The organism is Streptomyces sp. DH41, assembly GCF_029813785.1.
Classification (GTDB): Bacteria; Actinomycetota; Actinomycetes; order Streptomycetales; family Streptomycetaceae; genus Streptomyces.
In genome coordinates, this window is record NZ_JARVKY010000040.1 from 30,275 (window position 1) to 44,399 (window position 14,125).

The 14,125-nt window shown below is 70.2% G+C and carries 12 protein-coding genes and 4 pseudogenes; 9 read left to right on the forward strand and 7 right to left on the reverse strand.

Features of this window, described 5'->3' with window-relative positions:
• Positions 1–105: 105 nt before the first annotated feature.
• Together QC283_RS37295 and QC283_RS37300 are read right to left on the reverse strand one after the other, a co-directional pair.
• The gene (locus tag QC283_RS37295) at positions 106–1,086 is read right to left on the reverse strand and encodes a helix-turn-helix domain-containing protein (protein ID WP_279566222.1); all 981 of its coding nucleotides are present in this window, start codon (positions 1,084–1,086) and stop codon (positions 106–108) included.
• Positions 1,087–1,173: 87 nt separating this feature from the next.
• Positions 1,174–2,055, reverse strand: a complete 882-nt coding sequence (locus QC283_RS37300) for a helix-turn-helix transcriptional regulator (RefSeq protein WP_279566223.1) — start codon at positions 2,053–2,055, stop codon at positions 1,174–1,176.
• 209 nt (positions 2,056–2,264) lie between these two features.
• On the opposite strand from QC283_RS37300, the gene QC283_RS37305 reads away from it, so the two are divergent.
• From QC283_RS37305 to QC283_RS37320, 4 genes are all read left to right on the forward strand, one after another.
• Positions 2,265–3,281, forward strand: a complete 1,017-nt coding sequence (locus tag QC283_RS37305; protein WP_279566224.1) for a zinc-dependent alcohol dehydrogenase family protein — start codon at positions 2,265–2,267, stop codon at positions 3,279–3,281.
• 27 nt (positions 3,282–3,308) lie between these two features.
• Positions 3,309–3,719 (forward strand): (R)-mandelonitrile lyase, encoded by a 411-nt coding sequence (locus tag QC283_RS37310; RefSeq protein WP_279566225.1) that lies wholly within the window; start codon positions 3,309–3,311, stop codon positions 3,717–3,719.
• Between the two features lie 269 nt (positions 3,720–3,988).
• Entirely contained in the window at positions 3,989–4,756 is a 768-nt protein-coding gene (locus tag QC283_RS37315) for a glucose 1-dehydrogenase (protein ID WP_279566226.1), read from the forward strand.
• A 29-nt stretch (positions 4,757–4,785) separates the two neighbouring features.
• A complete protein-coding gene (locus QC283_RS37320; protein ID WP_279566227.1) occupies positions 4,786–5,553 on the forward strand; it encodes an SDR family NAD(P)-dependent oxidoreductase in 768 nt (255 codons plus the stop codon).
• A gap of 373 nt (positions 5,554–5,926) precedes the next feature.
• On the opposite strand, the gene QC283_RS37325 is transcribed toward QC283_RS37320, so the two are convergent.
• Positions 5,927–6,319: a hypothetical protein gene (locus QC283_RS37325; protein ID WP_279566228.1), complete on the reverse strand. Its 393-nt coding sequence runs from the start codon at positions 6,317–6,319 to the stop codon at positions 5,927–5,929.
• A gap of 372 nt (positions 6,320–6,691) precedes the next feature.
• Positions 6,692–7,150: a winged helix-turn-helix transcriptional regulator gene (locus QC283_RS37330; RefSeq protein WP_279566236.1), complete on the reverse strand. Its 459-nt coding sequence runs from the start codon at positions 7,148–7,150 to the stop codon at positions 6,692–6,694.
• Between the two features lie 110 nt (positions 7,151–7,260).
• On the opposite strand from QC283_RS37330, the pseudogene QC283_RS37335 reads away from it, so the two are divergent.
• Positions 7,261–8,454: pseudogene (locus tag QC283_RS37335) on the forward strand (MFS transporter).
• A 105-nt stretch (positions 8,455–8,559) separates the two neighbouring features.
• Here the strand turns inward: QC283_RS37335 and QC283_RS37340 are convergent.
• Positions 8,560–9,186 carry a TetR/AcrR family transcriptional regulator gene (locus QC283_RS37340; protein ID WP_279566229.1) on the reverse strand — a complete coding sequence of 209 codons (627 nt, stop codon included), beginning with the start codon at positions 9,184–9,186 and terminating at the stop codon, positions 8,560–8,562.
• Positions 9,187–9,285: 99 nt separating this feature from the next.
• Between QC283_RS37340 and QC283_RS37345 the strand changes: the two genes are divergently transcribed.
• Positions 9,286–9,939 carry a CatB-related O-acetyltransferase gene (locus tag QC283_RS37345; protein WP_279566230.1) on the forward strand — a complete coding sequence of 218 codons (654 nt, stop codon included), beginning with the start codon at positions 9,286–9,288 and terminating at the stop codon, positions 9,937–9,939.
• A 58-nt stretch (positions 9,940–9,997) separates the two neighbouring features.
• On the forward strand, positions 9,998–11,194 hold the full coding sequence (locus tag QC283_RS37350; RefSeq protein ID WP_279566231.1) for a macrolide family glycosyltransferase: 1,197 nt from the start codon (positions 9,998–10,000) through the stop codon (positions 11,192–11,194).
• 379 nt (positions 11,195–11,573) lie between these two features.
• Here the strand turns inward: QC283_RS37350 and QC283_RS37355 are convergent.
• Positions 11,574–11,762 (reverse strand): annotated as a pseudogene (locus tag QC283_RS37355) (cytidine deaminase); the annotation flags it as partial.
• 185 nt (positions 11,763–11,947) lie between these two features.
• Positions 11,948–12,549, reverse strand: a pseudogene (locus tag QC283_RS37360) (helix-turn-helix domain-containing protein).
• 160 nt (positions 12,550–12,709) lie between these two features.
• Between QC283_RS37360 and QC283_RS37365 the strand changes: the two are divergent.
• Together QC283_RS37365 and QC283_RS37370 are read left to right on the forward strand one after the other, a co-directional pair.
• Positions 12,710–13,285, forward strand: a complete 576-nt coding sequence (locus QC283_RS37365) for a class I SAM-dependent methyltransferase (RefSeq protein WP_336620686.1) — start codon at positions 12,710–12,712, stop codon at positions 13,283–13,285.
• A gap of 55 nt (positions 13,286–13,340) precedes the next feature.
• Positions 13,341–13,829 (forward strand): annotated as a pseudogene (locus QC283_RS37370) (DinB family protein).
• Positions 13,830–14,125: the final 296 nt, after the last annotated feature.

Below are 14,125 nucleotides of genomic sequence, written 5' to 3' on the forward strand. Positions count from 1 at the left end.
CGGGTTTCCCGGCTGGCGACGACTCCATCCTCCGCTCCCGGGGTCCGCCCCGCGAGTGGCGCGAATGCCACAGGCCATCAAGATCCCGCCAGCCGTCTCCGACCCCTATAGGTGTGCGGGGGTGCGGCTGAACGTCTTGCGGTAGGCCGTCGGCGTCGTACGCATCTGACGGGTGAAGTGGTGCCGGTACGTCGCGGTGCTGTCGAAGCCGACCGCCGCGGCGACCTCGTCCACGGTGCCCTCGCCGGACTCGAGCAGGAGCAGGCTGGCAGCCACCCGCTGGGCGATGACCCAGCGCATGGGGCTCACGCCGTTGCGGCGGGTGAAGTGCCTCGCGTACGAACGTTCCGACATGCACGCGGCCGCGGCCAGGGCGGGCACGGACAGCGGTGTGCGCAGATGGCGCAGCGCCCAGTTCATGCTCCGCGTGACGCCGTCGCCCTCGGGGTCGATCTCTCCCACCGCGGCCTCGATGAACTGGGCCTGTCCGCCCTCGCGGTGCGGTGGTACGACGAAGCGGCGCGCCACCGCGTTGGCGACGGCCGCACCGTGATCGGCCCGGACGAGGTAGAGGCACAGGTCGATGCCGGCCGCGCTGCCCGCGCTGGTGAGGACGTCGCCGTTGTCGACGTAAAGCACGTCGGGGTCGACCTCGATCCCGGGATGCCGTTCGGCAAGCGCGCGGGCGTAGCGCCAGTGCGTGGTGGCGCGCCGGCCCTCCAGCAGGCCGGTCTCGGCCAGCGCGAACGCCCCCGAGCAGATCGACACCAGGCGAGCCCCTCGCGCATGGGCCCGCAGCAGCGCGTCCACCAGGGCGGGCGAGACCTCCGCCCCGGTCTCGGCCACTCCCGGCACGATCACCGTGTCCGCGGCGGCCAACGCGTCGAGGCCGTACTCGGCGCGCACCGTGAACCCGCCGACCGCCCGCAGATCCCGGCCGGGTTCCTCGGCGCACACCCGCAGCTCGTACCAGGGCAGCTCCCCCAGCTCGGGCCGGGACAGACCGAAGACCTCCACCACCACACCCAGCTCGAAGGGCGCCATGCCGTCGAAAGCCAGTACGGCCACCACATGCCTCTTCGTCATGGCTGCATGTTAACGATCCCCAAGATGCAGCCAGGGAGGCGGCTGGAGGTGCCCATGGTGCGCTCGGTCACGGTTGGCCGGGGATCGTCAGTCGCTCGGGTGGGGTGCGAGGGCCTGGGTCGTGGCGGCCCAGGAGGAGAGCAGGCGTAGGCCCTCTTCGGAGGGCGAGCCGGGTTCCGCGGTGTAGACGGTGAGGGTGAGGCCGGGTTCGGCGGCCATCTCCAGACCCTCGTAGGCGAGGGTGAGGTCGCCGACGGTGTGGTGGTGGAAGCGTTTGGTGCCGGTGCCGTGGTGGCGGACGTCGTGGGCACCCCAGCGGGTGCGGAAGTCGTCGCTGCGGGTGGACAGCTCGCCGACCAGGTCGTGCAGGTCCTTGTCGTGGGGGTCACGGCCGGCTTCGGTGCGCAGGATGGCCACGGCGATGTCGGCGGCCTGGTCCCAGTCGGGGTGGAAGCGACGCGAGGAGGGGTCGAGGAACTGGAACCGGGCCAGGTTGGCCTGGTTGCCGGCCGAGGCGTAGACGTCGTCGTAGAAGGCGCGGGCGAGCGGGTTCGTGGCGAGGATGTCCATGCGGCCGTTGCGGACGAAGGCCGGGCCGGCGGTGACGGCGTCCAGCACCCATTGCAGGCTCCGGTGCGCGGTCCAGGTTCGGGCGGCGCGGCGGCGGGGCCGGGTGAGGGCGTCGGAGCCGTCGGCGGCATGTGCCAGGTTCAGGAGGTGAGCGCGTTCGGCGTCGTCGAGCCGGAGGGCACGGGCGACGGCTTCGAGGACGGCCGGGGAGGCTCCGGCGAGGTTTCCGCGCTCCAGCTTGGCGTAGTACTCCACGCTCACATCGGCGAGCGCGGCGACCTCGCTGCGGCGCAGACCGGGCACTCGCCGGCGGCTGCCTGCGGGCAGTCCCGCCTGCTCGGGGCTGATCCTCGCGCGCCGCGAGGTCAGGAACTCGCGGACCTCTGCCTGGTTGTCCACGCCTTCGACGGTACGTCCTGCCCGCGTCCATAGGGATGTACTGGCAGTACACCCCTTGATGGTGTCTCGCTACGGGCGCGAGGACCGGGTTACCTGGATGACGTGGTGCTTTCCGCCCGTCCCGTCACGACGGGCGTGCACCCCCTGTACACGGCGACGGTCCGGTCATCCGGCGACCGTACGCCTCGGCACGCGAAGGAAGTCTGCTCATGCGCGGCGCAGTGATCCACGCTCCCGGCGATGTCCGGTTCGAGGCCGTGGACGACCCCAGGATCGTCCACCCGACCGACGCGGTCATCCGGACGGCCGTGACCTGTGTGTGCGGCTCGGACCTGTGGCCCTACCGCGGCGCGGAGCCGATCGGCGACCCGCACCCGATGGGCCACGAGTACGTCGGCTTCGTGGAGGAGGTCGGCTCCGCCGTCACCTCGGTGAAGCCGGGCCAGTTCGTCGTCGGCTCCTTCGCGACCTCGGACAACACCTGCGCGAACTGCCGCAACGGCTTCCCGTCGAACTGCCTGCACCGCGAGTTCCTGTCGACCTGCCAGGCCGAGTACGTCCGCATCCCCCACGCCCAGGGCACCCTGGTCGCCACCGATGAGGTCCCCGACGAGGAGTTCTGGCCCGGTCTGCTGGCCATTTCCGACGTCATGGGCACCGGCTGGTGGGCCGCCGACGCCGCCGAGGTCGAGCCCGGCTCGACGGCCGTGGTCGTCGGCGACGGTGCGGTCGGCCTGTGCGGCGTGATCGCCGCGACGGAGATGGGTGCGGAGCGCGTCATCGCCATGTCCCGGCACGCGTCACGGCAGGAGCTGGCCAGGGAGTTCGGCGCCACCGACATCGTCGCCGAGCGCGGTGAGGAGGGCATCGCCCGCATCAAGGAGATGACCGGCGGGATCGGCGCGGACTCCGTCCTGGAGTGCGTCGGCACCGCCGAGGCCATGCGACAGGCCCTCCACACCGCCCGGCCCGGCGGGAACGTCGGCTTCGTCGGCGTCCCGCACGAGGTCGCGATCGACGGGCAGGAGCTGTTCTTCTCCCACGTCGGCCTGCGCGGCGGCCCCGCCCCCGTCCGCCGCTACCTGCCCGACCTCATCGACCGCGTCCTCACCCGCCGGATCGACCCCGGCAAGGTCTTCGACCTCACCCTTCCCCTCGCCCAGGTCGCGGAGGGCTACAAGGCCATGGACGAACGCCGCGCCGTCAAGACCCTCCTCACGCCCTGACCCCCTCCACCGGACAAAGGAGCTTCCGTGCAGATCACCCGCAGTTCGATCGACACCGCCAAGGGCCCGGCCGACTGGTTCACCGGCGACGTCTACATCGACGCCGTCGCCGCCGCCCCTGCCCCCTCCCGGGTCACCGCGTCCCTGGTGCACTTCATGCCCGGCGCCCGCACCCACTGGCACCGTCACCCGCTGGGCCAGACCGTCTTCGTCACCGAAGGTGTCGGCCTGTGCCGGCGCCGCGGCGGACCGGTGGAAGTCATCCGCCCCGGTGACCGCGTCCTGTTCGAGGCCGACGAGGAGCATTGGCACGGCGCCGCACCGAACCGGCTGATGGTCCACCTCGCCATCAACGAGGGCGACGACGACCACGCTGTCGTGCACTGGCTGAACCCCGTCACCGACGAGGAGTACCACGCCGCCTCGGCCACCGGCTGAAACCGGGGACCCGGTCCTCGGCCTCCCCACGTCTCACTACCGGGGCGCCGGCCGGTCTCGGCCGGCGCCGTCTCCCGCCACCCTCACCTGCTGCCGCTGACCGTCCCTGCCCTCAGCGGCACCCGTAACCCGACACGGACCCTGACCCAGCGCAGTACACCGATCCCCGAGATCCCCGTGCACGACGACATCACCGCACCGTCGCCCACCCAGCACTGACCCGCCTCCAAGCCCTCCGCCACGGGCCGCCCCTCGATGGGAGAACAGACATGACCGTCACCTACGACTTCCACGGCAAGACCGCCTTCGTCACCGGTGCCGGCTCCGGCATCGGCCGCGCCACCGCGCTGGCCTTCGCCCGCGCGGGCGCGCAGGTCGCCCTCGTCGACCTGTCCGCCGACGGTCTGCGCGAGACCGCCCGCCTCATCGAGTCCGAGGGCGGTCGGGCCCTTGCTCTGACCTGCGACGTCACCAGCGAAGAAGATGTCCGGGCGGCCGTCGGCCGGACTGTTGGGCACTTCGGGCGTCTGGACGCCGCGTTCAACAACGCCGGCGTCGAACAGCCCGTCCAGTCGGCCGCCGACACCACCAAGGACGACTGGGACCGCATCCTCGGCGTCAGCCTCACCGGCGCGTTCCTGTGCACCCGCGCCCAGATCCGGCAGATGCTCCAGCAGGACGGCACAGGCGCCATCGTCAACGTCTCCTCCGGCGCCGGCGTCAAGGGTTTCAAGGGGCAGGCCGCCTACGCCGCCGCCAAGCACGGGGTCATCGGCTTCACCCGCTCCGCTGCCCTCGACCACGCCTCCGCCGGCATCCGCGTCAACGCACTCTGCCCCGGCATCGTCGACACCGAGATGATCCGCCGTTTCGGCGAGACCCGCCCTGGGGGCCACGAAGGACTCATCGCCGACGAACCCGTCGGCCGCCTCGGCAGACCGGAAGAGATCGCCTCCGCCGTGCTGTGGCTGTGCTCCGAGGACGCCGCCTTCACCACCGGCACCGTCCTCGTCGTCGACGGCGGCCAGACCACCTGACCCCCTCAACCCCTTCCTGGAGATCTCCGATGAACCCCACGTACGACTTCACCGGCCAGGTCGCCTTCGTCACCGGCGCCTCCTCCGGCATGGGGCTGGCCACGGCCCGTGCCTTCGCAGCCTCCGGCGCCTCAGTCGCCCTCGCCGACATCGACGAAGCGACCGTGACCCGGGTCGCCCAGCAGCTCGAGGAGGAGGGGCACCAAGTCCTGGCGCTGCTCTGCGACGTCACCGTCGAGGACCAGGTCGCCGCTGCCGTCGACCGCACGGTGGACATCTTCGGCCGCCTGGACATGGCCTACAACAACGCCGGAATCATGCCCCCGCCCACCGACGCCGCCGACGAGAGCGCCGACCAGTTCGACCGCGTCAACGCCGTCAACCTGCGCGGCATCTGGGCGAGCATGAAGCACGAACTGCGCCACATGCGCACCCGGGGCAGCGGCGCCGTCGTCAACTGCTCCTCCCTCGGCGGCCTCGTCGGCAACCCCGGCCGCGCCGCCTACCACGCCACCAAGCACGGCGTGATCGGCCTGACCAGGAGCGCCGCCCTCGAATACGGCCCCCGCGGCGTGCGTATCAACGCCGTCTGCCCCGGCACCATCGCCACCCCCATGGTCGATGCCATGGTCGAAGGCGGTGAACTCGACCGCGACCAGGCCGAAGCCGGCCAGGCCATCGACCGCCTCGGCGCCGCCGACGAGGTCGCCCAGGCCGTCCTGTGGCTCTCCAGCCCCGGATCCAGCTACATCACCGGAATCGCTCTCCCCGTCGACGGCGGCTACACCGCGCAATGAGAGCCTCCCGCGTCGCTTCCACCGCGGTCTGGGCCCGTCACACCCACCGTCGGGTCGGCGAACCGTCCTCGTTCTCGTCCCCTCGTTCTCGTCCAGCTCCGGTGCGTCCGGGTCACGCGTGCGGAACTGGAGCACCGCTGCGGCATCCACCAGTCAGTCCTCGTGCTGTCGGGGCCCCACGGCAGCCAACTGGCAGCCCAGGGTGACCAGCGCCTGCTGCCATTCCCGGCGCTCGGCGGCGAGGGCCGGCCCGGGACTTTGCGCAAGCATGCCGGCACCCCAACAATGCGCCGACAGCCCTCAGTTCGAGGCGCCGGCGGCGAACTCCGGCGCAGCCTCCGCCAGGTTCGCCGCTCCACACACGCACGCGAGATCAGTTGCCTGGCGGGAACTCCTGGTCCAGAAGCTGAAGTACCTCCTGCTGCCGACAATGGAACCCGGGCAGCACAGACCGCAGGAGGGCGAGATGCTCCGTGATCGACAAGCCCCGGTGGGCGGGCGGCCGCGCGGGATGATTCCGGTCAAGGGCCTTGTTCAACGAAGCACAGAACAGGTACGCCGTTCCCATAGCCTCCGAGTCGAAAACGACGCGTCCGGCGGCCACTGAATCGACCGGACCACAGACGCCTTCGACCAAGGCGCCCAGCACATCGACGGCGACGGTCGGATCACCGTCCGGGTCCCACCGGGCATGCCTGAACGCAGCGCGCATGCCCTCAGCCAACTCCGACGCTGACGACTCTGCCGGATCGCTCGCCATCTCCATCGTCCCAGCCTGGCACAACGACACCAGGCCCCACGGTGGTCTCCAGACAGAACGTGCCCGTCTTCCGTTCCGCCATCGCCGCCCTGGCCACCGGCTGAGGGAGCCCTCACATCACCGGAGCCACCCACCCCCTGGAGCGAAGAGGTGCCGTCCGCCTGCGCCGTACCGTCCGGCCGGGCCACCGTTACCGACGTGCCGAGGGCGGTGTTGGAGGTCGGCACCGGCGCGGGGCCCGACACCCAACAGCGAGCGTGAGCCGGCGGGCTGAGACCGGCGCCTTCCCCACAGACCCTAGTCGCTGCGGGCCAGGAGGTCGCTGACGTTGGTGACGGGTCGCCGGCCGCTGGGAGTGCCAGGCGGCCTCCCTTGTGGTCAGCGATCGCGCAGCACAGAGGTCGTATCGACGTCCACGGGCCTGCCACTCGCGTCGGTGGGACGCAGCTCCGAGAGCGGGAGACCGCTGTCGTCGACGAGAACTGAGTGAGTCTCACCTGGCGCGAAGGCGTGCCGTTCACCCCACTGGCGCACAGCCACGACGATGGCGAAGAGGTCTCGGCCGGCCTCTGTGAGGACGTAGTTCTGTCGTCTGCCTGTCGGGGCGGTCTGCCGATCGAGGATTCCTCGTTCGACCAAGCGATTCAGGCGGTCGGTGAGGATGTTTCGCGCGATTCCGGTGCGGTGCTGGAATTCGGTGAACGCTCGGGCGCCGTCCATCGCGTCTCGAACGATCAGCAGGCTCCATCGCTCTCCGACCAGGTCGAGCGTGCGTGCGACAGGGCAGGCGGGGTCGGTCCAGGACGCCCCATCGGATCTGGGCGCTGTGCGAGCCATCACTCCTCCTGAAGAGTTGCGGATCGAGACCATTCTGCCGTACCTTCATTTTGGTTGCAATTTGCTACTCATTTGGGGGTGTGACGGTGAGTCTCACGTTCGGCCGGAGGATGCTGTTCCCCGTGATCTGCGCGGTCGCGGTCGCGACGATGTACGTGGCGCAGCCCGTACTGGCCCAGATCGGCGGCGACGTGGGCCTGCCGGAAGCCGACCTGGGGTGGATCGTCACCACCGGGCAGCTCGGCTACCTGATCGGCTTGGCCCTTCTCGTCCCTCTGGGGGACATGTTCGACCGGCGCAAGCTCATCGCCGGGCATCTTCTCCTCGCCGCGGTCGGCATGGCTCTGGCCGCAGTCGCCGCCCAGCCATGGCTCCTGCTTGCCGGGCTTGCCCTGGCAGGCTTGTTCGCGGTCGTCGTTCAGACCACAGTCGCCTTCGCCGCCGACCTGTCCACAGCAACGGACCGCGGCCGCACACTCGGCGCCGTTACATCCGGCGTCATCATCGGCGTCCTCGGAGCGCGCGTACTCGCAGGCAGTCTCGCCGCACTCTGGGGATGGCGAAGCATCTACGTCGTATTCGCCGTCCTCCTCATCGCGCTCACCGGCTTCGTCCTGAAGCTCCTGCCACCCGACCCACGCGACGTCCGGACCACGTACGGCGCGGTGCTGATCTCGCTCGGGCGCCTGTTCAGTGAGCGCCTGTTCGTCTCGCGTGGACTGATCGCGTTCTTCCTGTTCGCTTCCTTCGGCACGCTGTGGAGCGGCCTGGCTCTGCCGCTCACAGCCGAGCCGTGGCACCTGAGCACGGCCCAGATCGGCCTCTTCGGGATTGCCGGGCTCGCCGGAGCGCTGGGCGCCTCCCGAGCCGGGCAGAGGGCTGACGCCGGCCGTGCCGACGTCATCACAGGCAGTGCACTCGCACTCCTGGCCGCTTCATGGTTGGCGACCGGGCAGGCGTCCTGGTCGCTCTGACCAGTCATCGTCGGCGTGATCGTCCTCGACTTCGCGGTGCAGGCAGTACACGTCAGCAATCAGCACCTGCTCACGGACGCATACGCACACCGGACGAGCAGCGTCATCGGCGGCTACATGCTCTTCTACTCCGTCGGCTCCGCCGTCGGAGCAACCGGCACCACCGCTGTGTACTCCGCCGCGGGGTGGGCCGCATCCAGCCTTCTCGGCGCCGCCTTCGCCCTTTGCGCACTCGTCGTCTGGGCCGTCAACCGACACGGAAGGCGTCCTCGACGTTCACCTACGACGCCGTCGGTGACGAAAACTCGTAGAAGAGCCCTCAAGAGTTGAGCTCGGGGCTATGTGCTCCCTGATGTCCGAACCAGGGCTACTGAACCGTGAATCAGGTTCTGTCTCGCTCTCGATCGCGCTTGCGTTCGCCCCCTGCCTCCTCGATCACACGCCCTCTTCCCGACGGACGGAGAAGGCGCCCGCGGCAGCCGCCAGGACGGCCGCCTCCGCGGCCCGTCCCGGGAGTCGCGGGTCCGGATCGGCACGCAGGAGCACCAGCTGGTGGTACAGCGGTGCCGTGGCGGCTATCAGCAGGCTCCGCGCGTCCGTGTGCTGGGCGGGGAGTTCACCGCGCTCGACGGCGCGCTCGACGAGGAGCTCGCACTGGGTGTACCGGTCCGTCCACAACCGGGTCTGGGCCCGCGCGGCCTGTTCGGAGTGGAACGAGGCGGCCATCAGGGCGATGGCGAACGACGGCTGCAGGACAAGGGCTTCCTGAATCTCCTGGTTGAGGGCCGTCAGATCGCCTCGCAGCGAGCCGGTGTCCGGCGGCTGCCAGTCGATCTCGCCGGCGGCGTCTATGACGTCGACGAGCAGGCCGCCGACATCGCGCCAACGCCGGTAGACCGTGGCGCGGTGCACTCCGGCGCGCGTCGCGACACCCTCCATCGTGAGTCCTTCGTGACCGCCTTCAGCGAGTTCGGCGCGCACGGCATCGAGAACCAGGGCGCGGATGCGGGCGGTACGACCGCCCGGACGGCGGTCCGACGTCGTGTCCAGTGGGTCTGTCATCGGCAATCAGTATCCGGTTGATCAATGCGGCAGGGCTGTGCCAGCATCTTAACGCGACAGTTGTCGCTCTAGGCCCGCCAGAGAGGAACCGCTTCCGCGATGCCGCCCGTTCCCGCTGACCCCACCGTGCTCCATCCAATGCCCGAACACCCGCGCGTGGTTCTGCTCAAGCCGCTGGTGAAGTCGCCGCTGATCGAGGCCGGTGACTTCTCCTACTACGACGACCCGGACGACCCGACCGCGTTCGAGACGCGCAACGTCCTGTACCACTACGGCCCCGAGCGGCTTGTCATCGGCAAGTACTGCGCGCTGGGGACAGGCACCCGGTTCATCATGAACGGCGCCAACCACCGCATGGACGGCCCTTCCACCTTCCCGTTCCCCACCATGGGGGGCTCCTGGGCGGAGCACTTCGACCTGATCACCGACCTGCCCGGCCGGGGTGACACGGTCGTCGGCAACGACGTGTGGTTCGGCCACGGCGCCACGGTCATGCCCGGTGTACGCATCGGTCACGGCGCGATCATCGCCGCCGGCGCCGTGGTCACGGGCGACGTCCCCGACTACGGCGTCGTCGGCGGCAATCCCGCCCGACTCATCCGCACCCGCTACGACGACGCTGACATCGCCCGGCTCCTCGCCGTGGCGTGGTGGGACTGGCCCGTGCGGCACATCACCAGGCATGTACGGACGATCATGTCGGGGAGCGTCGCCGACCTGGAGGAGGCCGCCGCGCGGATCGCCCGGCCCTGACACCACGTCCTCGCCACACCGCCCGCTCCTGTCCCGCGCCAGAAACGAGTGATCGCCCATGTCCCGTCCTCGCGCCCATGTCGCGATGGTCGGCGTCCCCATCGTCAGCCATGTCCTGCCCAGCCTCGCGCTCATCCGTGAACTGGTGGACCGCGGGCACCGGGTCACCTACGCCAACGACCCGTTCGTGGCCGACCGGATCGAGTCCGCCGGCGCGGAGCTGGTGCCCTGCACCTCCACGTTGCCCGTCGCGGACAACGCCTGGCCCGCCGATCCCATAGCAGCGGCGAGCCTCTTCCTCGACGACGCCGTCCAGGCGCTCCCGCAACTGCGCGCCGCCTACGACGAGGATCCGGCCGACCTGTATCTCTACGACATCGGCGCCCATGCCGCGCGCGCCCTCGCCGAAGCCCAGGGCCGCCCCCTCGTGCAGCTGTCCCCGACGTTCGTCGGCTGGGACGGCTACCAGGAGGAAGTCGCGGCGCAGCTGCGGAAGCTGCCGGGCGCCGACGCGTACCGGGACAGGTTCGCACGGTGGCTCGGCGACTGCGGTGCGACCACCACGGACGTGGACACGTTCTCCGGCCCGCCCGCCCGGGCCCTCGCCCTGATCCCGCGAGCGATGCAGCCACACGCCGATCGAGTCGACACCGACACGGTGACCTTCGTCGGCCCCTGCTTCGACACCCGAGCGGACACGGAGGGCTGGACCCGCCCGGCGACCGCGGACAACGTGCTGCTGGTCTCGCTCGGCTCGGCATACACGCGCCAGGCCGCGTTCTACCGCCAGTGCATAGCGGCCTTCGGCGAGCTGCCCGGCTGGCACGTCGTACTCCAGATCGGCAAGTACACCGACCCCGAGGAACTCGGCACCGTCCCGCCCAACGTCGAAGTGCACTCCTGGGTCCCGCAGCGGGCGATCCTGGAACAGGCCGACGCCTTCGTCACCCACGCCGGCATGGGCGGCTGCGGCGAAGGGCTCCTCGCCGGCGTTCCCATGATCGCCGTGCCGCAGGGAGCCGAGCAGTTCATGAACGCCGACCGGCTCGTGGAACTCGGCGTCGCTCGCCGTGTGGACACCGCTGACGCCACCGCCGAGACCCTCCGCACGGCACTGAACGACCTGGTCACGGACCCGGAACGCATCGACCGGTCCAAGCAGTTGCAGGCCGCCGCCCGGGCCGAGGGCGGCACCCCGCGCGCCGCCGACCTCATCGAGAACAGACTGGCCGCCGCCGAGGGCCCCGCACTCTGAAGCACTGCCGCTTCCGTTTCCCCGGCCGGCGCCGTCCTCGACCGAGGGCCTTCCGCCGCAGGACGAGCGTGGAAGAACGTCTTCACGGCGTCGCGGTAGTCGTGACAGAGGGCTGCGGCAAGCTTCCCCTACGTCGTTGTCTCTTGCTGATCTCCTCGGGTGCGGGAGCGGACTGTCTGACCAGCGAGCCCATGGCCGCAGATTGTCTTGGACGCGCCGGCAGATCCCGGCCCTTCCTCACACAGGCTCCGGAAGCGGACCGAGGTGCGTGACCACGCGCTCACGCAGCAGGAGGTATCCCTTCCGGCGGCGGGACAACGGGCCCGGTGGTCGCCAGTGCCGCATCAGGAAACGTTCGCCCTGTAACAGCGTGGGGCGATCAGGTCGAGGTGAGTGGCGCGCTCTTCTCAGCGTCGATCTGGTGGTCCGCCCAGATGTAGCTTTCAGGAAGCAGGTCCGTGACAGGCACCATCCGGAGGCTGCCCGTCCCGACGAAGACCTTGAGGGATGGGAAGTAGTCGAGAAGGACTTGGCGGCAGCGGCCGCATGGGGGCACGACGCCTTCGTCCGTCAGGTCGGCGCCCTGCCAACGATCTGGCGCCCCAGCAGGTCAGAGACTCGACATCCGACAGGCTCACTGCGACAGGACACGCAAGTCGCAGGCCCGGCAGATGACATGGGCCGCGAGAACCCACAGGATGACGGCTTGGCGTCGGAACGCGCAGCGAGCGGCCTGAAGACCCAGGCTGATGCTCAGGTGGTGCGTGCCCTGATGTGTGCGCGTTCGCCCTGCCGACCGAAGAGGATCAGCAGTTCGGCCGCTCTGCCGTCGGCGCTCCCAGGAAGTGTGGGAGTCCGGTGTCGAACTCCGCGGCCTCGCCGGGCGGCAGCACGACGTCCTGATCGCCGTGGAGCAGCCGCAACCGTCCGTTCAGGACGTACAGCCATTCGAACTCGTGCGTCTGTGGCGTCGGTTCGGCCGGAGCGTCCCGGCCGGGAATGAGCATCTTGAACGCCTGCATCCCGCCCGGCCTGCGGGACAGCGGAATGAACGTCATGCCGTGCCGGTGAAGCGGCTTGAGATGGACGCGGGGGTCGCCGGTGGGCGGGGCGCCCACGAGGTCGTCCAGCGGGACACCGTAGACGCGGGCCAGTGGGAGGAGCAGTTCCAGGTTGGCGCGGCGCCGGCCGCCCTCCAGCCGGGACAGCGTGCTCTCCGAGATTCCCGTGGTCGCGGCCAGCTCGGCGAGGGTGATCCGGCGCTGCCGACGCAGCGCGCGCAGCCGCGGGCCGACGGCATCGAGCACGCCCTCAAGGTCGTTCGGGTCGCTCCGGTCGCCGTCCGTGGTCAGCATCATGCCGACACAGCAAGTTCTTGTGCAATTCCGGCCGGTGCTCGGGCAGTCTCATCTCACTACGTCCGATGAGGAGCGCATCGTCGATGACCGAAAAGACCATGCCCGAGGGGCACTCAGAGCGGCCCGCTTCTGGGAAGAGCACTACCGTTCCCGTGATATGACCACCGGGCGCCGGGTGAATCCCCTGCTGGTGGAAATCGCCTCCGGGCTCGCGCCTGGGACCGCACTCGACCTGGGCTGCGGCACCGGTGGTGACACTCTCTGGCTGGCCGGTGCGGGCTGGCGGGTGACCGCCGTCGACGTTTCCGGCACGGTCACGGCACAGGTCGCCGACACGGCTCGCGAACGCGGGCTCGGTGACCTCGTCCACACCGAGCGGCACGACCCGGCCGTCGGCTTTCCCGAAGGCCGCTTCGACCTGGTGACCGCCCTGTACCTGCAGTCGCCGTTCGACCTGCCGCGCACGCAGGTGTTGCGGACCGCGGCGCGGGCGCTGGCACCGGGCAGACGGCTACTGATCGTCGACCACGGATCGATCGCCCCGTGGTCGTGGAACCAGGACCACGACGCTTCGCACCCCACACCGGACGAGATCGCCGCCGGCCTCGCCCTGGACCCGGACGGCTGGTCGATCGAGAGGGCGGCCTCGCCACGACGGATCGCCTCCGGGCCGGACGGTCGAACCGCCGAGGTCGTCGACCACGTCCTGCGGATCCGCCGGACCACCGTCTGAGCAGCACCACCCGTCTCACCCGCCTGCTCAGCCGTTCACACAGAAGGGCACTTACATGACGCCCACCCGCCGCCGTGACCTGCCGCCGCCGAGCACCGGCACCTCGGAGAAGGACGTACTGCTCGGCTTCCTCGACTACTTGCGCGCCTGCATGGCGCCAAGATCGAGGGCATGCCGGAACCGCAGGTGCGCACGCCCAGTGTTCCGTCGGGCACCGACCTGCTGGGACAGGTCAACCACCTCGCCCACGTGGAGCGTTCCCTGTTCCTCGGTGAGCAGGTCGCCGACTGGCAGGCCACCTTCGCCGCGGCTCCCGGCGACGCGGTCGACGACGTCCTGGCCGCCTACCGCGGCGCGGCCGCCCGGTCGAACATGGTCGTCCGCGCCGCCTCCCGACCTGACCGCCACCGTCGCCCGCCCGGCGTCCCGGCCGGAGGGACCGTCCCTGCGGTGGGCGCTCACGCACATGATCGAGGAAACGGGACGTCATGTCGGCCACGCCGACATCCTGCGCGAACTCCTCGATGGAACCACGGGCCGCTGAACCGTCCGGACGGAACCTCGCGCGACACCCGCGGCGTCTGGGTGCACTCCCCCCCCCGAGCGCGCTACTTGCCGAACGCACGTCCTTAAGGCCACGGACGGATGCACAGACATGGTCTGCGTGAAGAAGCCGTCAGGCGCTCGGGTGAGCCGTCGACCATCGGTTCGGGGGGGGGTGCCTCTATGTCCTTCGTCAAGCGAGTCGAGGGCTCCTCGGCTCGTAGAAGGTTCCGTCGCGGAGCAGGGCGAACAGGACGCTGATGCGATGGCGGGCGAGGCGGAGGAGGGCCTGGGTGT